The organism is Cupriavidus sp. FW305-46 (assembly GCF_058787075.1).
Genome location: NZ_JBYSZI010000006.1, coordinates 23,387 through 43,704, shown reverse-complemented (window position 1 = coordinate 43,704; position 20,318 = coordinate 23,387). Strand labels below are relative to the sequence as shown.

Here is a 20,318-nt window from a genome sequence, read left to right as displayed (position 1 = left end):
TTTTTTACGTCCATATGTGCATGGTTAGTATGCGCACACATACGCTTAACATATTGAAACAATTGAAGAATTACCGCTGCCGCTGGGCCGGGATTGATTAATTGCGTGCATGCGCGTAACCTTACGCCTTTGATACAGGCGCTCGCCATGAGCGCCCCGGTGCGGCCGGCATCCATCGCGCTCCTCTACGGGTGGCGCAGGGCGCTGGCCAGGGTGGCCCGGACAGATCGTCTACCCAACCAGCGGCAGGCTCGATTTCCGGTTCAACCAAGACAAGCAACGTGGGTTTCCAAGTTTCTCTGATGCGGCACGCAACGCGCATGCTGGCCCGGTCCATGACCGGCGCGGCGCTGGTGCTGGCCCTGGCGCAGCCGACGCTGGCGCGGCAGGCGCAGACCGAAGGGATGGGAACCATTGCAGTGCAGCAGTTGCCCAACGATGCACGGCAGACCTTGGAGCGCATCGAAGCCGGCGGCCCGTTCCTGTATGAAAAGGACGGATCGAGATTCGGCAACTACGAACGCATCCTGCCTCAACGTGAACGCGGGTATTACCGCGAATACACGGTCAAGAGCGCCAGGAGCCGGAACCGGGGAGCCAAGCGGATCGTCTGCGGCGGGGAACAACGCGCTGCCAACGATTGTTACTACACGGAAGATCACTACAACAGCTTCAAACGGATACTCAAATGATGACTGACATTTTCGGATTGGGCGACGCCCTTGCCGCCCGCGAAGAGCGCGGCGCCGGAGATGGCTGGCAGCGGGCTCAGCAGCAGGCCCAGAACCTATACGACAACGTGCTGATGATGCCGAGCCAGGAGCTCATGCAAAAACTCCCGCCCGCGACCGCGCCCGTGGCCATGCCCGCTGGTCCCGGTTGGAACGACGGCACCAGCGAGGGGGCCATGAACCTGTTCAAGACGGTGCGTCCGAACATCGTCCAGTCGATCCGCGCCTTCCGCGTGCCTGAGCTGGCCCAGGCGGCCGCCGATCTCGGGCAGCATTTCCTCTATGCCAATTGCGCCCATTGCGCGAGCAAGGCGGAGGTCCTGGAAACCATCGCCACGTCGTTCACCTTTCCGAAGCACTTCGGCAAGAACTTCGACGCGCTGGCTGACTGCCTGACCGACATGATCTACAAGGCCGGCCCGCAGCCGGGCTTTGTGATCGTGCTGGAAGGACTGCCGATTGCGCAGAAGTTCGACAAGGAAGGGCGCGAGGTGCTGCTCGACGTATTCCGCGACGCCGCCGAGTTCTGGGGCGAGCGCAAGGTGCAGTTCCGGGTGTTTTATTCGTTCGCCTGAGCGCACTGCCTGAGCCCTTGCAAGGCGAATCAAGCAAAAAGCCCGCAATTGCGGGCTTTTTGCTTTCCGGCGAGGTGCTGGTCTTATGCCTGCGCCGGCAGATGGCCATGGGGCGTGAGGCGGTCGATCAGCTCCGGCAGCCCTTCGCTCAGTTGCGCGGCCACGTCGTCCTGCGACATGCCGGTGGTCTGTGCCAGCGATTCGAGCGCGCCGGTGTCGCCCAGCGCGCTGCTCAGCGCCGACGGCGTGACCGGCTGGTTGGCGCCGCTGCCGATCCACGAGTTCACCTGTTCGCCCAGCCCGGCCTGCGCCAGGATCTGCTGCAGCGCGCCGATGCCGCCGGCGGCCGCGCCCAGTGCCTGGCTGTTGGCCGGCGCGCCACCCTGGCCGCCAAGCAGGCCGCCGAGCAGCGAGCCAAGGTCCAGGCCGCCGGTGGCGCCGCCGGGCGCAGCGCCGGCACCGCCGCCGCCGAGCATGCCGCCCAGCAGCCCGCCGAGGCTGCCCAGTCCGCCCAGGCCATCATCGACAGGCGCCGCATCGCCGGCTTGCCCGCGGCCGCGCATGGCCAGCGTTGCCAGCAGACCAAGCGCCATCATCAGCTTGGGGTCGAGCCCTCCGGTACTGCCTGCCTCGCCACGCGCGCCGCCGAGTTGTCCGAGCACACCGCCCAGCACGCTATCGAGTAGTCCCATGGTCGACTCCTTTCAGTCAGGGTTGCAAGGTTGACGCGATGACCGGATGGCCGCCGTCGTCAGAATCCGCCAAGCAAGGCGTTAAGGGTTGCCAGGCATGCCAGCCCGGCGGTTTCAGTGCGCAGGATGCGGGGGCCGAGCGACACGCCGGTGAAACCCGCCTGTCTTGCCGCCTGCTCTTCCTCGGGCGCCAGGCCGCCTTCGGGGCCGATCAGCAGCGTGACGCCGCCGGCCAGCAAGGTTTCGCGCTGTTCGGCGATGAACGCTGGCAGCGAGTGCGTGGCGCGCGGCGATACCAGCAGCCTGGCACCGCCAGCCGCGGACTGCGCCAGCCATGTCTCAAAGTTAGCGACCGGCGCAACCTCCGGCAAGCGATTGCGGCCGCATTGCTCGCAGGCGGCCTGCACCAGCGCCTGCCAGTGCGCGTGGCGCTTGTGCGCGCGCTCGCCCGACAGGCGCACCACCGAGCGGCTGGCCTGCAGCGGCTGGATTGCCGTGACGCCCAGTTCGACTGCCTTTTCGATCAGCCAGTCCATCTTGTCGCCGCCGGCCAGGCCCTGGGCCAGCGTGACACGGAAGGGCGGCTCGGCTTCGGCCGCGTCATGCGCGCCGATGCGCGCCAGCGCGTGGCGCTTGCCCAGCTCGACCAGCGTGGCCGCGTGGCTGCCGCCGCGGCCGTCGAACAGCGTCATGGCGTCGCCCGGCGCCAGGCGCAGCACCTGCGCGTGGCGTACCACCGGCTCGGGCAGCGGGAAATCGGATTCGGCGGCCAGGACGGTATCGGTGCCGCCGACGAAGAAGCGTGGTGCCATCAGCTTGCCTGGCCTGCTGCCTGTTCCAGCGGCTTGCCGAAGCCCCAGCGGTAGCCGTCGGGATCTTCGACCATGCAGTAGCGGTCGCCCCAGAACTGGTCGGCCGGCGCCATCAGGCTGACCGCGCCGGCGTCGACCGCGCGCTGGTGCATGGCGTCGACATCGTCGCAATAGACATAGAAGGTCTGCGGGCACTCGACGCCCAGCGAGCGCGGCGTGCGCGCGGTGCTGCCCCAGGCGCCCTCGGGCGCGAACATCACCACCAGTTGGCCCTGGTAATGCATCTCGGCATGGGTCGGCACGCCGTTTTCGTCGACCACGTTGCCGGCGGTGAAGCCGAAGGCGCGGCTGTAGAAGTCCAGTGCGGCGCGCCCGTTGGCGACGGTCAGGTAGGGGGTGAGCCAGGGGGTGTTGGCCGGTCTGGTCATGATCGTCTCCTGAGTGCGGGAAACCCGGCGCGGCTGGCGTGCCGCGCGGTGCGATAGTGCATCTTACGCGTGCCGCGCTACGCTGTCGAAGTGCGGCGCAGCGGCGAAGCTGGCGCTGTCGGGGTGAAGCATCAGGCATGTCAGGGCCTGGATAGTTCCGGTGCCGGGGGCGGGGCCGTGCCAGGCGGCCTGCGGTGATCGCGCGGACTGCGCCGCGGGGGCTGTCCGGGAGTCCGGAAAACCCCCTAGCTTCTGCTAAAATTGCGGTTTTCCTGCCGTCACCGTCAGGCTCACGCCCGCTCACGTCCAAGACCGCCCGCATGTCCGCCCTTGCCCATCCCGCCACAAGCCCTTTTGCTTCCCAGCCCGCCAAGCTGATGGCCGACGCCATCCGCGTGCTTGCCATGGACGCCGTCCAGCAGGCCAATTCCGGCCACCCCGGTGCACCGATGGGCATGGCAGACATCGCCGTGGCGCTGTGGGGCCGGCACCTGAAGCACAACCCGATCAACCCCCAGTGGGCCGACCGCGACCGCTTTGTGCTGTCCAACGGCCACGGCTCGATGCTGATCTATTCGCTCTTGCACCTGACCGGCTATGAGCTGCCGGTGGAAGAACTGAAGAATTTCCGCCAGCTGCACAGCAAGACCGCCGGCCACCCGGAATACGGCATCACCCCGGGCGTGGAAACCACCACCGGCCCGCTCGGCCAGGGCATCACCAATGCAGTCGGCATGGCGCTGGCCGAACGCCTGCTGGGTGAAGAATTCAACCGCCCCGGCTACGACATCGTCAATCACCACACCTATGTGTTCCTGGGCGATGGCTGCCTGATGGAAGGCATCAGCCACGAGGCCTGCTCGCTGGCCGGCACGCTGAAGCTGAACAAGCTGATCGCACTGTGGGACGACAACGGCATCTCGATTGACGGCGACGTGGTGCACTGGTTCAACGACGATACCCCGAAGCGTTTCGAAGCCTACGGCTGGAACGTGATCCGCGGCATCGACGGCCATGACGTGACCGCCGTCGACATGGCGATCTCGCAGGCCAAGGCCAGCGACAAGCCGACCCTGATCTGCTGCCGCACCAAGATCGGCAAGGGCGCCCCGAACAAGGAAGGCGGCCACGACGTGCACGGCGCCCCGCTGGGCGGCGCCGAAGTGCTGGCCACGCGCGAGGCGCTGGGCTGGGCCCACGCCCCGTTCGAAGTGCCGGCCGAGGTCTACGACGCCTGGGACGCCAAGGCCAACGGCCAGGCGCTGGAGCGTGCCTGGAACGCGCTATTCGATTCGTACGCCGAGCGCCACCCGTATGAGGCCGGCGAGTTCCGCCGCCGCATGAAGGGCGAGCTGCCGGGTTCCTTCGACGCCGCCGTTGAAGCCTTTATCGCCAAGTGCGAGGAAAAGGCAGAGACCATCGCCACCCGCAAGGCCAGCCAGAACACCATCGAGGCCTTCGGCCCGGTGCTGCCCGAGTTCCTCGGCGGCTCGGCCGACCTGACCGGCTCGAACCTGACCAACTGGTCGGGCAGCCAGGCCGTGCGCGTGGATGCCTGGGGCAACCATATCAACTACGGCGTGCGCGAGTTCGGCATGAGCGCCGTCATGAACGGCATCACGCTGCATGGCGGCTACATCCCCTACGGCGCCACCTTCCTGACCTTCTCGGACTACAGCCGCAATGCGCTGCGCATGGCGGCGCTGATGAAGATCCGCTCGCTGTTCGTGTTCACCCATGACTCGATCGGCCTGGGCGAAGACGGCCCGACCCACCAGTCGATCGAGCACGTCGCCAGCCTGCGCCTGATCCCGAACATGGATGTCTGGCGCACCGCCGACACCACCGAGACCGCCGTGGCCTGGGCCGAGTCGATCCGCCGCGAGAACGGCCCGAGCTGCCTGATCTTCAGCCGCCAGAACCTGCCGTTCCAGCGCCGCGACGACGTCACCCGTGCCAATATCGCGCGCGGCGGCTACGTGCTGCGCGACAGCGTCAACCCGAAGACCAACCGTCCGGACGCCGTGATCCTGGCTACCGGCTCGGAAGTCGGCCTGGCCGTCGGCGCCGCCGATGCACTGGCCGCCGAAGGCGTGCACGTGCGCGTGGTCTCGATCCCTGCGACCACCGTGTTCGACAAGCAGGACACCGCCTACAAGGCCAGCGTGCTGCCGGCCGGCGTGCCGCGCGTGGCGGTCGAGGCGGGTGTGACGGACTTCTGGTGGAAGTACCAGGTCCAGGCGGTGGTGGGCATCGACACCTTCGGTGAATCGGCCCCGGCCGGCGTGCTGTTCAAGCACTTCGGCTTTACCGTCGACAACGTTGTCCGAACGGTAAAGGACACCCTTATCTAAGCATCCGGGCGCTGGAGCCGCGTGGTGCGCCGCGCGGCCGGTGCGGCGCCCACCGGTTTCAATCGATCCTCAGGAGAGACAGTCATGACCATCAAGATCGGCATCAACGGCTTCGGCCGCATCGGACGCATGGTGTTCCGCGCCGCAGTCGCCAACTTCAAGGACATCGAAGTCGTTGGCATCAACGACCTGCTGGAGCCCGACTACCTGGCGTACATGCTGAAGTACGACTCGGTGCATGGCCGCTTCGACGGCGAAGTGTCGGTCGACGGCAACACCCTGGTCGTCAACGGCAAGAAGATCCGCCTGACCGCGGTCAAGGATCCGGCCGAGCTGAAGTGGGGCGAGATCGGCGCCGACGTGGTGGTCGAGTCGACCGGCATCTTCCTGACCAAGGAAGGCGCGCAGAAGCACCTCGACGCGGGCGCGAAGAAGGTGATCATGTCGGCTCCGTCCAAGGACGACACCCCGATGTTCGTGTACGGCGTGAACCACGAATCGTACAAGGGCGAGGCGATCATCTCCAACGCCAGCTGCACCACCAACTGCCTGGCACCGGTGGCCAAGGTGCTGAACGACAAGTGGGGCATCAAGCGCGGCCTGATGACCACCGTGCACGCTGCCACCGCCACCCAGAAGACCGTTGACGGGCCGTCCAACAAGGACTGGCGCGGCGGCCGCGGCATCCTGGAAAACATCATCCCGTCGTCGACCGGCGCCGCCAAGGCCGTGGGCGTGGTGATTCCGCAGCTGAACAAGAAGCTGACCGGCATGTCGTTCCGCGTGCCGACCTCGGACGTGTCCGTGGTCGACCTGACCGTCGAACTGGAAAAGCCGGCGACGTACGAAGAAATCTGCGCCGAGATGAAGGCCCAGAGCCAGGGTGCGCTCAAGGGCGTGCTGGGCTACACCGAAGACAAGGTCGTCGCCACCGACTTCCGCGGCGACGCCCGCACCTCGATCTTCGACGCCGAAGCCGGCATCGCGCTGGACGGCACCTTCATCAAGGTCGTGAGCTGGTACGACAACGAGTGGGGCTACTCGAACAAGGTGCTGGAAATGGTCCGCGTCGCGGCCAAGTAATCCGGCAGCTTCCGCGGTAATGAAAAACGCGCCTTCGGGCGCGTTTTTCATTTTCCGGCGCTGTGATATTCAGCCAGCCGGGCGGGGCGCCAGCGGGCGCGCGTCGATTGCGTCGCCGTCCACCAGGAAATGGCCGCCAGCCACGTGGTGGATGGTGCGCAGCGCATCATGGCCGTTGAAATGCCAGCGCCCGTTGCTGAACACGCGCGAGTCCGCCTGCGCGGCCACGACTTCGCCAAGGAACAGGTCGTAGGTCTGCTGCGTGGCCGGCTCCGGCAGCAGCCGGCATTCCAGCCAGGCCGCGCAGCCCTCCAGCAGCGGCGCGCCCACTGCCGTGCCGGCAAAGGTGTCGAGGCCGTAGGCGTCGAACTTGTCGGTGCCTTCCTGCTCCATCAGTGCCAGGCCCGAGCTCGAGCCCAGCGCCTCGGTCAGGTCGACCTGGCTGACGGTAGGGACCTGCAGTACGAACTCGCCGCTGTCTTCCAGCAGGCGCCGGGTCCAGGTGCTCTTGTCCAGCACCACTGCCACCTTGGGCGGAGCGAAGTCGAGCGGCATGGCCCAGGCGGCGGCCATGATATTGCGCTTGCCGCCGGCGGCGGCGCTGACCAGCACGGTGGGGCCGTGGTTCAGCAAGCGGTAGGCTTTCGGGAGTGGTACGGGCAGGCGGAAATGTTCAGGCATGATGGCCGGGATCGAGCCGTCAGAAAAGAATGATAAAAATGGGAACGGCGGATCCACTATACCCCGATGCACGAGTGCATGTTGCGGCGCGGGAAATGTTCACATATGCGGTCAATAGTGGAAAAAGAGCGCAATTTTTCAGAAATATGGCGTAGACGGCCATTTCAGAAATGCCGAATTTGCTTTCCGAGCTTGTTTTTTCCTCTTACACTATTAAGACGCCGTTGAAATCTGATGTGCAGCCAGTGCAAGTGGTGGGGCCATCTAGCTAAGAATAATCCGACCGAGGCCTGATCATGGTGAACGTAGACACGAAGCTTTTAGTGATCTTCACCGAACTACTGAGCAAGCGAAACGCAACTTATGTAGCGGAAAAGATGCATATGACCGCACCGGCCGTATCGCACTCGCTGGGCAGGCTGCGTGAAATCTTTGACGATCCGCTCTTCATTCGCGTCCCGCATGGCCTGACGCCAACGCCGCGTGCGCTGGAACTGGGGCCGAAGATCCGCGACATGCTGGACTTGTGGTCGTCGATCAACGAGGGCGATGCCGACAATTTTGATCCGGCCACTGCCACCGGCACGCTGAGCATCGGCTTTGCCGCCGAGCTGGGCGACACGGTATTCAACCGTTTTGTGCTGCGTATCAAGCAGCTGGCGCCGGACCTGCATATCAAGCTGGTCGAATCCCATTCATGGGAAACGGACGTCGCCTCGATGCGCGCCAACGAACTTGACCTGGCCTTTTCGCCGTTCCCGACCCGCCACCCGGAAATCGTCGAGGAAATGGTGACGTCTCTGAACCTGTGGGTTTGCGCGCGCAAGAGCCATCCGGTGCTCAAGAACCACTGCTCGCTGGAGCAATACCTGGATTGCGGCCATATTTTCATGGCGCATTCCGGCGGCTCCGGCCGCCCGGCGCCGTCGCTGATTCCGCTCGACTACGCGCTGCAGCAGCGCGGGCTCAAGCGCAATGCGACGCTGACGGTACATTCATGGCGTGCCCAGGCCGAACTGGCCTCGCAGACCGACATGATCTTCACCGTCAATGCGCTGACCAAGGACATGGCCTGCGAGACCTATGGCCTGAAGGCCTTCCCGCTGCCGTCGGAACTGAACACCACGCTCGGCCTGAACATGTTCTGGCACCGCAGCCGCAACACCCATCCGATGCTGGTGTGGGCGCGCAACCTGTTCCGCCAGGTAGTGGGCGAGTTTGTCGGACTGCCGCCGGCACGCCCGGCACGGGTGGTCACCGAACAGGACCTGCAGGACCTGCAGGCGCCCTGAGCAGCATCCTGCGGCGAGCAGTCGAAACAAAAAACCGGCGCCTGGCGCCGGTTTTTTGTTGCCCGTCTGCGCTCCGCGCTGGAGCGTGCAGGCTTATCGTTTGGGTCTGTGGGGACAGTCTGTTTTGGTGCAGTTGCCGTACAGCGACAGTGCATGTTCCTGCAGCGTAAAGCCGCGCTCGCGCGCAATGCTTTGCTGGCGGTGCTCGATTTCAGAGTCGAAGAACTCCTCGACGCGGCCGCAGTCGAGGCACACCAGGTGGTCATGGTGCTTGCCTTCGTTGAGTTCGAAAATCGCCTTGCCGGATTCAAAGTTGTTGCGCGAGAGCAGGCCTGCCTGCTCGAACTGGGTCAGCACGCGGTAGACGGTGGCCAGGCCGATATCCATATGCTCGTTCAGCAGGATACGGTAGACGTCTTCCGCGCTCAGGTGCCGCTGTTCACTGGTCTGAAAAATTTCAAGAATCTTCAGCCTGGGCACGGTCGCCTTCAGGCCGATGTTCTTGAGGTCCGCCGGACTCGGCATGTGGGTGACTCCCTAGAGTACAATGACTGGATAGTTGAATCATAAGGGTTTTGGCAGCAAAAGTCGCTCGCGGTAGTGATGTCCCAGGTCGACGTCACGCGCCCGGCACGGTTGCCGTCCCATGTGGTTGTCGCGGCAGGCGCAACAGGCGTGTGTGGTGCAATCGGCGCATATTGCGCCGTTTTTGTGCCCGCTTTGCAGTACCTTGCCGCGGTACTTTTCTTTCCCTCCCGGAAGCGAGATACATGCGTTCTATCCGTTCGTCCGCCATGCGCCCGACGCTGGTTGTCTCCCTGCTGGCCGCGGCCCTGCTGGCCGGCGCCTGCTCAGCCTACGATTCCACCTCGCGCAAGGTAGCCAACGCCATCACGCCGTACCGGATCAACATCGTGCAGGGCAATTTCGTCTCGCGCGAGGCCGTATCGCAACTGCGCGAAGGCATGACGCGCGACCAGGTCAAGTTCCTGCTCGGCACGCCGCTGCTGAATGACGTGTTCCACGCCGACCGCTGGGACTATGTGTTCTCGTTCCGCCGCGGCAACACCCCCGTGGTGCAGCAGCGCCGCTATACGGTGTTTTTCGAAGGCGACCGGCTGGTCAAGTTCGGCGGCGATGAACTGCCGTCCGAGTATGAGCTGATTGCCGAGATCGACGGCATGAAAAAGGCGCTGAAGGACCAGACGCCGGGCAAGATCTCCACCGGCGCGGCAGCCGCCGCGGCCGCCCCGGCCGAAGCGCAGACCACGGTAGAGAACTTTGTGCCGCGGCAGGCGCAGCAGCCGGAAGCGGCACCCGCCGCTGCGGCATCGCCGGCCGCTCCCGCCGAGGCAGCGGCGCCGGCCCAGGCCCCCGCGCCGGCCGAAGCCCCCAAACCGGCCGCCAACTGATCGGCCGCACGGCGCGCCGGCGGCGGCGCGCCATCAGTTTTCCGGGCCGGTCAGGCATGGCCGGCTCGATCACTTTCCGCGCATTGCGCATATTCCGCTGAGCCAGACACCATGAACATCGCCACTGCAGGCGCATCGGGCCGCATGGGCCGCATGCTGATCGAACAAGTGCTGAACACCGAGGGCGTGAGCCTGGCGGGCGCGCTCGACGTGCCGGGCTCGCCGGCGCTAGGACAGGATGCGGGCCTGCTGCTGGGCCGGCAGACCGGCGTGGCGATCAGTTCCGATGTGGAAGCGGTGCTGGCCGGCGCGGACTGCCTGATCGACTTCACCCGCCCCGAAGGCACGCTGGCCCACGTGGCCGCGGCGAAGAAGCTGGGCGTGAAAATGGTGATCGGCACCACCGGCTTCGACGAGGCCGGCAAGGCCGCGCTGGCCGAGGCCGCCAGGTCGATCGGCATCGTCTTCGCCGCCAACTTCAGCGTCGGCGTCAACGCCACCTTCAAGCTGCTGGAAGTGGCCGCCAGGCTGCTGTCGACCGGCTATGACATCGAAGTGATCGAGGCGCACCACCGCTTCAAGGTCGACGCCCCGTCGGGCACCGCGCTGAAGATGGGTGAAGTGATTGCCGATGCGCTTGGCCGCGACCTCAAGACCTGTGCCGTCTATGCCCGCGAAGGCCACACCGGCGAGCGCGATCCCAACTCGATCGGTTTTGCCACCGTGCGCGGCGGCGATATCGTCGGCGACCACACCGTGATGTTCGCCGGCATCGGCGAGCGCATCGAGATCAGCCACAAGTCGTCCAGCCGCCAGTCGTATGCCGACGGTGCCGTGCGCGCCGCCCGTTTCCTCGCCGACAAGCCCAACGGCCTGTTCGACATGCAGGACGTGCTGGGCCTGAAGTAAGGCGCCGCGGGGCGCGCAGGGCCGAAACTGGCCTGCCGCCACGGTTATAATCGTCTTCTTTCGCATTGCACGCCCGGCGGGCGCCGCGCAAGCGGCGCGCCCGCTGCTCTCATTCCAACGATTCCCCCGGATGCCGGCAGGCCAGTTGCCGCGCAAACGTTGTCCTGACTGCTGTCCCGACCATGCAAGACAAATACCTTCCTTCCGCCGTTGAACAAGCCGCCCAGCAGCACTGGCAAGCCATCGACGCCTATCGCGTGTCGGAGCATGCGGCCGGGGCCGACGGCAAGGAAAAGCCCAAGTTCTACGCCTGCTCGATGCTGCCGTATCCGTCGGGCAAGCTGCACATGGGCCACGTGCGCAACTACACCATCAACGACGTGATGGCGCGCTACCTGCGCATGAACGGCAACAACGTGCTGATGCCGATGGGCTGGGACGCCTTCGGCATGCCGGCCGAGAACGCCGCGCTGAACAACGGCGTGGCGCCGGCGGCCTGGACCTACGACAACATCGCTTACATGAAGAAGCAGATGCAGTCGATGGGCCTGGCGATCGACTGGTCGCGCGAAGTCGCCACCTGCAGCCCGGACTACTACCGCTGGAACCAGTGGCTGTTCCTGAAGATGCTGGAAAAGGGCATCGCCTACCGCAAGACCGGCACCGTCAACTGGGACCCGGTCGACCAGACCGTGCTGGCCAACGAGCAGGTCATCGACGGCCGCGGCTGGCGCTCCGGCGCGGTGGTGGAAAAGCGCGAGATCCCGATGTACTACCTGCGCATCACCGAATATGCGGAGGAACTGCTGGGCGACCTGGACCAGCTGGGCTGGCCCGAGCGCGTCAAGGTGATGCAGCAGAACTGGATCGGCAAGAGCGTGGGCGTGCGCTTTGCGTTCCCGCACGACATCCCGGGCGAGGACGGCAAGCCGATCAATGACGGCAAGCTGTACGTGTTCACCACGCGCGCCGACACCATCATGGGCGTGACCTTCTGCGCGGTCGCCGCCGAGCACCCGCTGGCCACCCACGCCGCGCTGAACAACCCCGAACTGGCTGCCTTCATCGACGAATGCAAGCACGGCTCGGTCATGGAAGCCGACATGGCGACCATGGAGAAGAAGGGCATGCCGACCGGCCTGCAAGTGGTGCACCCGCTGACCGGCGAGAAGGTCGACGTGTGGGTCGGCAACTACGTGCTGATGAGCTACGGCGACGGCGCCGTGATGGGCGTGCCCGCGCACGACGAGCGCGACTTCGCCTTCGCGCTCAAGTACAAGCTGCCGATCAAGCAAGTCATCGACGTGAAGGGCCAGCCGTACTCGACCGAAGCCTGGCAGGAATGGTACGGCGACAAGGAAAACGGCACCTGCATCCACAGCGGCAAGTACGACGGCCTCGGCTACCCGGCCGCGGTCGAAGCCATTGCCGCCGACCTGGGCGCCAAGGGCCTGGGTGAGAAGAAGGTGACCTGGCGCCTGCGCGACTGGGGCATCTCGCGCCAGCGCTACTGGGGTACGCCGATCCCGCTGATCCACTGCGACAGCTGCGGCGTGGTGCCGGTCCCTGAGAAAGACCTGCCGGTGGTGCTGCCCGAAGACCTGGTTCCGGACGGCACCGGCAACCCGCTGGCCAAGGATGCGCGCTTCCTGCAGTGCACCTGCCCGTCGTGCGGCAAGCCGGCGCGCCGCGAGACCGACACGATGGATACCTTCATCGACTCGTGCTGGTACTACATGCGCTATACCTGCCCGGATGCGGCCACCATGGTCGATGCGCGCAACGATTACTGGATGCCGATGGACCAGTACATCGGCGGCATCGAGCACGCGATCCTGCACCTGCTGTACGCACGCTTCTGGACCAAGGTCATGCGCGACCTGGGCCTGGTCAAGTTCGACGAGCCCTTCACCAACCTGCTGACGCAGGGCATGGTGCTCAACGAGACCTACTACCGTGAAGACGCGTCGGGCAAGAAGCACTGGTACAACCCGGCCGAGGTCGACCTGCGCACCGACGAGCGCGGCCGCCCGGTGGGCGCCACGCTGATCGCCGACGGCCAGCCGGTGGTGATCGGCGGCGTCGAGAAGATGTCGAAGTCCAAGAACAACGGCATCGATCCGCAGGCGCTGATCGACCAGTACGGCGCCGACACCGCGCGCCTGTTCGTGATGTTCGCCGCGCCGCCGGAGCAGCAGCTGGAATGGAGCGGCTCGGGCGTCGAGGGCGCCTCGCGCTTCCTGCGCCGCGTGTGGAACTACGGCTATGCCAATGCCGCGGCCATCCGCGACGGCGCCGGCGGCAAGCCGACTGCCGATGACGCCGACCTGCGCCGCGAGATCCACGGCGTGCTCAAGCAGGCCAACTACGACTACCAGCGCATTCAGTACAACACCGTGGTGTCCGCCACGATGAAGATGCTGAACGCGCTGGACGACGCCAAGACCGCTTCGCCGGCTGCGCGCCGCGAGTGCTTCGGCATCCTGCTGCGCGTGCTGTACCCGGTGGTGCCGCACGTCACCCACGGCCTGTGGGACCAGCTGGGCTACGCCGCCGAAGCCGGCGACCTGCTCGACGCGCCGTGGCCGCAGGTCGATGAAGCCGCGCTGGTGCGCAGCGAGATCGAACTGGTGCTGCAGATCAACGGCAAGGTGCGCGGCAGCATCACCGTGCCCGCCGAAGCCGACCGCGCCGCGATCGAGGCAACCGCCGCCGCCAGCGAGACCGTGGCCAAGTTTGCCGAGGGCAAGGCGCCGAAGAAGATCGTGGTGGTCCCCGGCCGCCTGGTCAACGTGGTGTTGTAAGCTGGCCCCGGAACCTGACAAGGAATCGCCAAGAATGAAGCGACTGAACATGGGGCGCCGCAAGGTGCTCGCGGCAATGCTGGCAGTGCCGGCAACGGGCCTGCTGGCCGGTTGCGGCTTCCACATGCGCGGCAACGCGGATTTCGCCTTCAAGCGGCTCTATATCGGGATTCCGGCCAATTCGCTGATGGGCGCGGACCTGCGCCGCGCCATCCGCGGCGGCTCCGACACCCAGGTCGTCGCCGACCAGAAAGAGGCCGACGCCCTGCTGGACGTGCTGCAGGACACCCGCACCAAGTCGATCCTGTCGATCACGACCGAGGGCGTGGTGCGTGAATACCGCCTGACGCAGCGCTTCACCTTCCGCCTGCGCGACCCCGCCGGCAAGGAACTGATCGCGCCGTCGCAGCTGGTGCTGACGCGCGACCTGACCTACAACGAAGCCAACACGCTGGCCAAGGACTACGAAGAGCAGCAGCTGTACCGCGACATGCAGCGCGATATCGTGCAGCAGCTGATGCGCCGGCTGGCCGCCGTCAAGGCCATCTGATCACGGCATGCAGCTCAAGCTCGACGGGCTCGACGCGCACCTGAGGCAGGCCAAGGCCAAGGGCCTGGCACCGCTGTACGTGGTGCACGGCGACGAACACCTGCTGGTGCTGGAAACCGTCGACCGCCTGCGCGCCGCGGCGCGCGAAGCCGGCTTCTCCGAGCGCGACGTGCTGGTGGCCGAGCGCGGCTTCCACTGGGGCCAGCTGGTCGAGGCGCAGCAGTCGATGTCGCTCTTTGGCGACCGCAAGATCGTTGAACTCCGCATCCCGTCGGGCAAGCCCGGCAAGGACGGCGGCGAGGCGCTGCGCGCCGTGGCCGCCCAGCCGTCGCCCGACGTGGTGCTGCTGGTGACGCTGCCGCGGCTGGATTTTGCCGCGTCCAAGTCGGCCTGGTTCCAGGCGCTGGAAGGCGCCGGCGTGTCGATCAAGGTCGACACCGTGGACCGCACCCGGCTGCCGGCCTGGGTCGGCGAGCGGCTGTCGCTGCAGCAGCAGCGCGTCGAAGGCGGCGAGCCGGGCCGGCGTGCGCTGCAGTTCATCGCCGACAAGGTCGAGGGCAACCTGCTGGCGGCGCACCAGGAAATCCAGAAGCTGGGGCTGCTGTACCCGCCCGGCGAACTCACCTTCGACCAGGTGCACGATGCGGTGCTGAATGTGGCCCGCTATGACGTGTTCAAGCTGTCTGAATCGATGCTCTCTGGCGACGTGCCGCGGCTGGTGCGCATGCTCGAAGGGCTGCGCGGCGAGGGCGAGGCCACGGTGCTGGTGCTGTGGGCGCTGACCGAGGAAATTCGCGTATTATCCAAGGTCCGGCAAGGGCTGGCGGCCGGCAAGCCGGCGGGTGTGCTGATGCGCGAGCTGCGCGTCTGGGGCCCGCGCGAGCGGCTGGTGCCGCAGGCCGCGCAGCGCCTGGCGCAGCCAAGGCTGGAAGCGGCGCTGGCGCTGGCGGCGCGGCTGGACCGCCAGGTCAAGGGCCTGTCGGACCTGCCGCCACCGGGCGGCAGCCCGCTGCCGGCGGAACCATGGGACGGGCTGCAGCAGCTTGCCCTGATGATCGCGCGCTGAACGCGCAACTCTACAGGTTTGCTTCCCCCGCCGCGTGCGGCGGGGGGACGGAAAACACACTGACGGCCACCACCCCAGGGCCACTGACATGAACGAGCTCGACCTCAACCAATACATGGACCGCGTCGGCCGCCAGGCCCGCGCCGCGTCGCGCGCCATGGCGCGTGCCTCCACGGCCGACAAGAACCGTGCGCTGCTGACCATTGCCGCGGCCATCCGCCGCGATGCGGACAAGCTCAAGGCGGTCAACGCGCGTGACCTTGAACGCGCCCGCGCCAACGGCCAGGACGCCGCCTTCATCGACCGCCTGACGCTGTCGGACAAGGCCATCTCCACCATGGCCGCGGGCCTGGAGCAGATCGCCGCGCTGGCCGACCCGATCGGCGAGATCTCGAACATGAAGTTCCGCCCGACCGGCATCCAGGTCGGCCAGATGCGGGTGCCGCTGGGCGTGATCGGCATCATCTACGAGTCGCGCCCCAACGTGACCATCGACGCCGCGGCGCTGTGCCTGAAGTCGGGCAACGCCACCATCCTGCGCGGCGGTTCCGAGGCGATCGAATCGAACACTGCGCTGGCCGCGCTGGTGGCCGAAGGCCTGGCCGAAGCCGGCCTGCCGTCCGAGGCCGTGCAGGTGATCGAGACTACCGATCGCGCCGCCGTGGGCCGTCTCATCACCATGACCGAATACGTCGACGTGATCGTGCCGCGCGGCGGCAAGAGCCTGATCACGCGGCTGATGGAAGAAGCGCGCGTGCCGATGATCAAGCACCTGGACGGCATCTGCCACGTCTATATCGACGCCGATGCCGACCTGGACAAGGCCGTGCGCGTCTGCGACAACGCCAAGACGCAGCGCTATGCGCCGTGCAACACCATGGAGACGCTGCTGGTGTCGCAGGACATCGCCGCCGCCGCGCTGCCGCCGCTGTGCCGCATCTACCAGGAGAAGGGCGTCGAGCTGCGCGTGTGCCCGGCCACCCGCGCCACGCTGGAAGCCGCCGGCTTCGCCGGCCTGGTCGATGCCGCCGAGGAGGACTGGCGCCTGGAATACCTGGCGCCGATCCTCGCCATCAAGACCGTGGCCGGACTCGACGAGGCCGTCGCCCATATCAACGAATACGGTTCGCACCATACCGATTCGATCATCACCGAGAACTACTCGGCGGGCATGCGCTTTATCCGCGAGGTCGATTCGGCCAGCGTGATGATCAATGCCTCGACCCGCTTTGCCGATGGCTTCGAGTATGGCCTGGGCGCGGAGATCGGCATCTCCAACGACAAGCTGCATGCACGCGGCCCGGTCGGGCTGGAAGGGCTGACCTCGCTGAAGTACGTGGTCTTTGGGCACGGCGAGATCCGCACCTGACGCTCGCGCGCCAACAACAATAACAATCGTTCTCGAACGTCTCTCTGCCGATGCTCTGGGTCAAAGCGCTGCATATCGTCTTCGTGGTCTCGTGGTTCGCCGGCCTGTTCTACCTGCCGCGCATCTTCGTCAATCTGGCGCTGGAAACCGACGCCGCCAGCACGCAGCGCCTGTTGCTGATGGCGCGCAAGCTGTTCCGCTTCATGACCATGCTGGCGGTGCCGGCGGTGGTGTTCGGGCTGTGGCTGTACCTGGGCTACGGCATCGGCCGCGGCGCGGGGCAGGGCTGGATGCACGCCAAGCTGGCGCTGGTGCTGGTGCTGATCGGCTACCACCACGGCTGCGGCGTGCTGCTGCGCAGGTTCGAGGCGGGGCGCAATACGCGCGCGCACAAGTTTTATCGCTGGTTCAATGAGCTGCCGGTGCTGGTGCTGCTGGCGGTGGTGATCCTGGTGGTCGTCAAGCCGTTCTGAGCCTGGCGCCCGGTCTGTTGTTGCCAATCCTGTTGCGGAACCGAAATGAGCAAGCTGGTTGACTATTACCTGACGCCGCAGTCGCCGTACGTCTACCTGGGCCATGCGCGCTTTGCCGCCATCGCCGAGCGCCATGGCGCACAGGTGAACCTGAAGCCGTGCGACCTGGGCAAGGTGTTTTCCGTCTCCGGCGGGCTGCCGCTGTCGCAGCGCCCGCCCCAGCGCCAGGCCTACCGCCTGGTGGAGCTGGCGCGCTGGAGCGAATTCCTGGGCCTGCCGCTGCATCCGCAGCCGACGTTCTTCCCGGTATCGGGCGACGCGGCCAGCAAGCTGATCATCGCGGCGCAGCTGGCGCACGGCACCGCCCGCGCGATGCAGCTGACCGGCGCCATCGGCGCGGCAGTGTGGGCGCAGCAGCGCAATATCGCCGATGCCGCCACGCTGGCGCAGATCGCCGACGAGGCCGGCCTGGACGGCGCCAGCCTGCTCAAGGCCAGCGAGGCGCAGTCGGTGCAGGCCGCCTATGCGCAGAACACCCAGGACGCGATTTCGGCCGGCGTGTTCGGCGCGCCGTGGTACGTCCATGACGGCCAGCCCTTCTGGGGCCAGGACCGGCTGGATTTCCTCGAGCGCGCCCTGGCGGCGGCTTGAGCTAAGCTTCGGATAGATCCCCGTCCGCTACGGCGGACGTTTTTGTTTGCAGGAAACCCAACACATGACCCAAGCCTTCTTTGCCCCTTGCCCGCGCGGCCTGGAGAGCGCGCTCGCCGAAGAACTGCGCGAGATCGCCGCGATGCCGGGCATGGCCGCGCTGGCGCCGTTCACGGTGCACCAGGAGGTGCCGGGCGGCGTCAATTTCTCGGGCGAGATGGCCGCCGCCTATGCGGTCAACCTGCATTCGCGCATTGCCAGCCGGGTGCTGATGCGCGTGGCCGCGCGCGGCTACCGGCATGAGGACGACATCTATACGCTGGCACGCGGCGTGCGCTGGGAGCAGTGGTTTTCGCCCGATGAATCGCTGCGCGTGGACATCACCTCGCACAAGTCGCCGCTGCGCAGCCTGAATTTCACCGCGCTGCGCGTCAAGGACGGGGTCTGCGATGCCCTGCGCGAGCGCGTGGGTGCGCGCCCGAGCGTCGATACCGCCAGCCCGGATGTGCGTATCTATGCCCACCTGACCGAGCGTGACTGCACGCTGTACCTCGACACCACCGGCGAGCCCCTGTTCAAGCGCGGCTGGCGCACCGAGAAGGGCGAGGCGCCGCTGAAGGAAAACCTGGCCGCCGGCATTCTGCGCCTGGCGGGCTGGGTGCCGGGCCAGACCTTCCGGCCCTTCTACGACCCGATGTGCGGCAGCGGCACCTTCCTGATCGAGGCCGCGCAGGTAGCGCTGGGCATCGCGCCGGGCGGCAGCCGCAGCTTTGCCTTCGAATGGCTCAAGGGCATGGACACCAAGGCCTGGCAGAAGCTGAAGTCGGACGCGCAGCGCGCCCGCATGCTGGCCTCGGCCGATGAGCTGCAGGTGGTGGGTTCGGACATCTCCACCGACATGCTGGCCATCACGCGCGCCAACTGGGAGCGTGCCGGCCTGCCGGGCGAGGCGCGCACCAAGCAGGTGGATGCGCGCTTCGTGCAGCCGCCTTTTGATGAGCCGGGTTTGCTGTTGATGAATCCCCCGTACGGCGAGCGCATCGCGGTGCGCGGCCAGCGCCGCCTGCCAGAGGAAGAGATGCCGCGCGACGAGGTGGAGGAGGCCGCCGCCAACCAGTTCGCCAGTGCCTTCGCCGCCACGCTCAAGCAGCATTTCGCGGGCTGGCAGGCGTGGGTGTTTACCGGCGACATGGGCTTCCCGCGCCGGCTGCGGCTCAAGGAGTCGCGCCGCACGCCGCTCTACAACGGCAATATCGAGTGCCGGCTGTTCCGCTTCGACATGGTGCGCGGCGCCAACCGGGCGCCGCAGGCTGACTGACGGCGCCGGGCCGCCGGGTCAGGGGCGCTTGCGCCCCGTCAGTGCGTCAGGATTGCGGCTGAAGTCCGCCAGGAAGCCCTGCAGGCTGACCACCGGCTCCTGCAGCAGGTGGCGCGGCAGGTCGAACAGCGCGTAGATGAATTCTTCATTGCCTTCGCAGCGCTCGGCCGGCAGGCAGTATTGTTCCCAATCCACGCACGCCGGCGTGTACATGCCGTTGCCGGGCCAGAAGAACGGCACCAGCCGGCCTTCGCGCAGGCCTTCGATCAGTGCCGCCGGGGCGTCGTAGGCCTCGGCCGATTCCACCTGGCTCATCAGCCCGGCGCGGGTCTCGATCACCATCAGCGTGGCGTGGCCCTGCGCGGTCAGCAGCAGGATGCCGGCCGGGTTGGGGTACAGGTAGTACTCGACAAAACCATAGCGCGCGATCAGCTGGCGCACGCGCTCGGTGATGGCCGGATCGGACAGGAACGAGAACGAATGCCGCGTCAGCAGCTCGCGCAGCGTGCGCGACAGCGTGGCGAAGTACGCCTGCTGCATGGCCTCGATTTCCTGGTCCAGCCGCTCGACCATATTGCTTTCATGCTTCTTCACGTAGCGGTCGATCAGCCCGTGGTTGAAGCCCTGCACGGCGATGCTCTCGTCGGCGGTGCCGGTCAGCAGGATGGTCTTGCAGGGCAGGTCCTGCAGCGCCTGGCAGAATTCCAGCCCGTCCATCTGCGGCATCGAATAGTCGACCACCACCACGCCCGGCTGCAGGAAGCGCTTGAAGTCGTGGATCTGGCGGTAGATGCGGTCGATGTCGAGCTGCACGGTGCGCCGCTCGGTCAGGAAGGTCAGGTCGTCGTGCGTCACGCGCACCGGCAGGAAGCCCGGGAAGCGGGTGGCATAGGCCTCGCGGATCCATTGCAGCGCTTCACGCGGGTCGGTGAAGGTGATCACCGCGCGCGAGGCATCCATCTGGAACGCCAGGCTGTCGATGAACGACTTGCTGTCATCGACCAGGACGGTCAGGACCGGGTGATGGAAGACCGACAGGTTCCTGTCGTGCGGGTTGAAGGTCATGGAGCGGCGGGCAGGGGTTCGGCGCAGTGGTTCGGCACGGGCGTGGCGCAAGC

At 66.4% G+C, this 20,318-nt stretch carries 20 protein-coding genes; 14 read left to right on the top strand and 6 right to left on the bottom strand.

Translation table 11 applies throughout. The features are described from left to right. The first annotated feature begins 320 nt into the window (after positions 1-320). The gene (locus tag AC3WON_RS04425) at positions 321-692 is read left to right on the top strand and encodes a guanyl-specific ribonuclease (protein ID WP_492320287.1); all 372 of its coding nucleotides are present in this window, start codon (positions 321-323) and stop codon (positions 690-692) included. After that, entirely contained in the window at positions 689-1,306 is a 618-nt protein-coding gene (locus AC3WON_RS04420; protein WP_010813204.1) for a barstar family protein, read from the top strand. The genes AC3WON_RS04425 and AC3WON_RS04420 overlap by 4 nt, the downstream gene beginning before the upstream one ends. Positions 1,307-1,389: 83 nt before the next feature. Here AC3WON_RS04420 and AC3WON_RS04415 read toward each other — a convergent pair whose 3' ends face one another. From AC3WON_RS04415 to AC3WON_RS04405, 3 genes are read right to left on the bottom strand one after another with little or no spacing between them, the layout of a single operon-like run. Further along, complete coding sequence (locus AC3WON_RS04415) at positions 1,390-1,998, bottom strand: YidB family protein (protein WP_492320286.1); 609 nt, start codon at positions 1,996-1,998, stop codon at positions 1,390-1,392. A 59-nt stretch (positions 1,999-2,057) separates the two neighbouring features. Next, positions 2,058-2,810, bottom strand: coding sequence for a 16S rRNA (uracil(1498)-N(3))-methyltransferase (locus AC3WON_RS04410; protein ID WP_492320285.1), 753 nt, complete (start codon positions 2,808-2,810; stop codon positions 2,058-2,060). Next, positions 2,810-3,238 carry a VOC family protein gene (locus AC3WON_RS04405; protein WP_010813207.1) on the bottom strand — a complete coding sequence of 143 codons (429 nt, stop codon included), beginning with the start codon at positions 3,236-3,238 and terminating at the stop codon, positions 2,810-2,812. The genes AC3WON_RS04410 and AC3WON_RS04405 overlap by 1 nt, the downstream gene beginning before the upstream one ends. Positions 3,239-3,558: 320 nt before the next feature. On the opposite strand from AC3WON_RS04405, the gene tkt reads away from it, so the two are divergent. Beyond that, positions 3,559-5,592, top strand: a complete 2,034-nt coding sequence (gene tkt / locus AC3WON_RS04400) for a transketolase (RefSeq protein WP_492351211.1) — start codon at positions 3,559-3,561, stop codon at positions 5,590-5,592. Between the two features lie 84 nt (positions 5,593-5,676). Then, a complete protein-coding gene (gene gap / locus AC3WON_RS04395; protein ID WP_492320283.1) occupies positions 5,677-6,675 on the top strand; it encodes a type I glyceraldehyde-3-phosphate dehydrogenase in 999 nt (332 codons plus the stop codon). Between the two features lie 69 nt (positions 6,676-6,744). On the opposite strand, the gene AC3WON_RS04390 is transcribed toward gap, so the two are convergent. Next, entirely contained in the window at positions 6,745-7,356 is a 612-nt protein-coding gene (locus tag AC3WON_RS04390) for a flavin reductase family protein (RefSeq protein WP_492320282.1), read from the bottom strand. 296 nt (positions 7,357-7,652) lie between these two features. On the opposite strand from AC3WON_RS04390, the gene AC3WON_RS04385 reads away from it, so the two are divergent. Then, positions 7,653-8,648 carry a LysR family transcriptional regulator gene (locus tag AC3WON_RS04385; protein ID WP_492320281.1) on the top strand — a complete coding sequence of 332 codons (996 nt, stop codon included), beginning with the start codon at positions 7,653-7,655 and terminating at the stop codon, positions 8,646-8,648. Between the two features lie 93 nt (positions 8,649-8,741). On the opposite strand, the gene fur is transcribed toward AC3WON_RS04385, so the two are convergent. Then, positions 8,742-9,173: a ferric iron uptake transcriptional regulator gene (fur, locus tag AC3WON_RS04380; protein ID WP_010813212.1), complete on the bottom strand. Its 432-nt coding sequence runs from the start codon at positions 9,171-9,173 to the stop codon at positions 8,742-8,744. Between the two features lie 245 nt (positions 9,174-9,418). On the opposite strand from fur, the gene AC3WON_RS04375 reads away from it, so the two are divergent. The 9 genes from AC3WON_RS04375 (at position 9,419) to AC3WON_RS04335 (ending at position 19,200) form a co-directional block, all read left to right on the top strand. Continuing rightward, positions 9,419-10,060 (top strand): outer membrane protein assembly factor BamE, encoded by a 642-nt coding sequence (locus AC3WON_RS04375; protein WP_492320280.1) that lies wholly within the window; start codon positions 9,419-9,421, stop codon positions 10,058-10,060. A 111-nt stretch (positions 10,061-10,171) separates the two neighbouring features. Then, complete coding sequence (dapB, locus tag AC3WON_RS04370; RefSeq protein ID WP_492351210.1) at positions 10,172-10,969, top strand: 4-hydroxy-tetrahydrodipicolinate reductase; 798 nt, start codon at positions 10,172-10,174, stop codon at positions 10,967-10,969. A 182-nt stretch (positions 10,970-11,151) separates the two neighbouring features. Further along, a complete protein-coding gene (leuS, locus tag AC3WON_RS04365) occupies positions 11,152-13,773 on the top strand; it encodes a leucine--tRNA ligase (RefSeq protein ID WP_492351209.1) in 2,622 nt (873 codons plus the stop codon). A gap of 34 nt (positions 13,774-13,807) precedes the next feature. Continuing rightward, positions 13,808-14,323 carry an LPS-assembly lipoprotein LptE gene (locus tag AC3WON_RS04360; RefSeq protein ID WP_340522111.1) on the top strand — a complete coding sequence of 172 codons (516 nt, stop codon included), beginning with the start codon at positions 13,808-13,810 and terminating at the stop codon, positions 14,321-14,323. A gap of 7 nt (positions 14,324-14,330) precedes the next feature. Continuing rightward, positions 14,331-15,389, top strand: coding sequence for a DNA polymerase III subunit delta (gene holA / locus AC3WON_RS04355; protein ID WP_492351208.1), 1,059 nt, complete (start codon positions 14,331-14,333; stop codon positions 15,387-15,389). 88 nt (positions 15,390-15,477) lie between these two features. Further along, the gene (locus AC3WON_RS04350) at positions 15,478-16,758 is read left to right on the top strand and encodes a glutamate-5-semialdehyde dehydrogenase (RefSeq protein WP_492351207.1); all 1,281 of its coding nucleotides are present in this window, start codon (positions 15,478-15,480) and stop codon (positions 16,756-16,758) included. A 50-nt stretch (positions 16,759-16,808) separates the two neighbouring features. Continuing rightward, the gene (locus tag AC3WON_RS04345; protein WP_492351206.1) at positions 16,809-17,231 is read left to right on the top strand and encodes a CopD family protein; all 423 of its coding nucleotides are present in this window, start codon (positions 16,809-16,811) and stop codon (positions 17,229-17,231) included. 45 nt (positions 17,232-17,276) lie between these two features. After that, positions 17,277-17,882 carry a 2-hydroxychromene-2-carboxylate isomerase gene (locus AC3WON_RS04340; protein WP_492320276.1) on the top strand — a complete coding sequence of 202 codons (606 nt, stop codon included), beginning with the start codon at positions 17,277-17,279 and terminating at the stop codon, positions 17,880-17,882. 64 nt (positions 17,883-17,946) lie between these two features. Then, the gene (locus AC3WON_RS04335) at positions 17,947-19,200 is read left to right on the top strand and encodes a THUMP domain-containing class I SAM-dependent RNA methyltransferase (protein WP_492320275.1); all 1,254 of its coding nucleotides are present in this window, start codon (positions 17,947-17,949) and stop codon (positions 19,198-19,200) included. An 18-nt stretch (positions 19,201-19,218) separates the two neighbouring features. Here the strand turns inward: AC3WON_RS04335 and AC3WON_RS04330 are convergent, their stop codons facing one another. Next, positions 19,219-20,265: a response regulator gene (locus tag AC3WON_RS04330; RefSeq protein WP_010813222.1), complete on the bottom strand. Its 1,047-nt coding sequence runs from the start codon at positions 20,263-20,265 to the stop codon at positions 19,219-19,221. Positions 20,266-20,318 lie beyond the last annotated feature (53 nt).

Bases quoted from the DNA above. Each gene is read 5' to 3' on its own strand.
- AC3WON_RS04375 (WP_492320280.1), top strand. From the start codon at position 9,419: ATGCGTTCTATCCGTTCGTCCGCCATGCGCCCGACGCTGGTTGTCTCC.
- AC3WON_RS04345 (WP_492351206.1), top strand. From the start codon at position 16,809: ATGCTCTGGGTCAAAGCGCTGCATATCGTCTTCGTGGTCTCGTGGTTC.
- leuS (WP_492351209.1), top strand. From the start codon at position 11,152: ATGCAAGACAAATACCTTCCTTCCGCCGTTGAACAAGCCGCCCAGCAG.
- AC3WON_RS04335 (WP_492320275.1), top strand. From the start codon at position 17,947: ATGACCCAAGCCTTCTTTGCCCCTTGCCCGCGCGGCCTGGAGAGCGCG.
- AC3WON_RS04420 (WP_010813204.1), top strand. From the start codon at position 689: ATGATGACTGACATTTTCGGATTGGGCGACGCCCTTGCCGCCCGCGAA.
- AC3WON_RS04360 (WP_340522111.1), top strand. From the start codon at position 13,808: ATGAAGCGACTGAACATGGGGCGCCGCAAGGTGCTCGCGGCAATGCTG.
- AC3WON_RS04415 (WP_492320286.1), bottom strand. From the start codon at position 1,998: ATGGGACTACTCGATAGCGTGCTGGGCGGTGTGCTCGGACAACTCGGC.
- fur (WP_010813212.1), bottom strand. From the start codon at position 9,173: ATGCCGAGTCCGGCGGACCTCAAGAACATCGGCCTGAAGGCGACCGTG.
- holA (WP_492351208.1), top strand. From the start codon at position 14,331: ATGCAGCTCAAGCTCGACGGGCTCGACGCGCACCTGAGGCAGGCCAAG.
- AC3WON_RS04330 (WP_010813222.1), bottom strand. From the start codon at position 20,265: ATGACCTTCAACCCGCACGACAGGAACCTGTCGGTCTTCCATCACCCG.
- AC3WON_RS04385 (WP_492320281.1), top strand. From the start codon at position 7,653: ATGGTGAACGTAGACACGAAGCTTTTAGTGATCTTCACCGAACTACTG.
- tkt (WP_492351211.1), top strand. From the start codon at position 3,559: ATGTCCGCCCTTGCCCATCCCGCCACAAGCCCTTTTGCTTCCCAGCCC.
- AC3WON_RS04410 (WP_492320285.1), bottom strand. From the start codon at position 2,810: ATGGCACCACGCTTCTTCGTCGGCGGCACCGATACCGTCCTGGCCGCC.
- AC3WON_RS04405 (WP_010813207.1), bottom strand. From the start codon at position 3,238: ATGACCAGACCGGCCAACACCCCCTGGCTCACCCCCTACCTGACCGTC.
- AC3WON_RS04425 (WP_492320287.1), top strand. From the start codon at position 321: ATGCTGGCCCGGTCCATGACCGGCGCGGCGCTGGTGCTGGCCCTGGCG.
- AC3WON_RS04350 (WP_492351207.1), top strand. From the start codon at position 15,478: ATGAACGAGCTCGACCTCAACCAATACATGGACCGCGTCGGCCGCCAG.
- gap (WP_492320283.1), top strand. From the start codon at position 5,677: ATGACCATCAAGATCGGCATCAACGGCTTCGGCCGCATCGGACGCATG.
- AC3WON_RS04390 (WP_492320282.1), bottom strand. From the start codon at position 7,356: ATGCCTGAACATTTCCGCCTGCCCGTACCACTCCCGAAAGCCTACCGC.
- AC3WON_RS04340 (WP_492320276.1), top strand. From the start codon at position 17,277: ATGAGCAAGCTGGTTGACTATTACCTGACGCCGCAGTCGCCGTACGTC.
- dapB (WP_492351210.1), top strand. From the start codon at position 10,172: ATGAACATCGCCACTGCAGGCGCATCGGGCCGCATGGGCCGCATGCTG.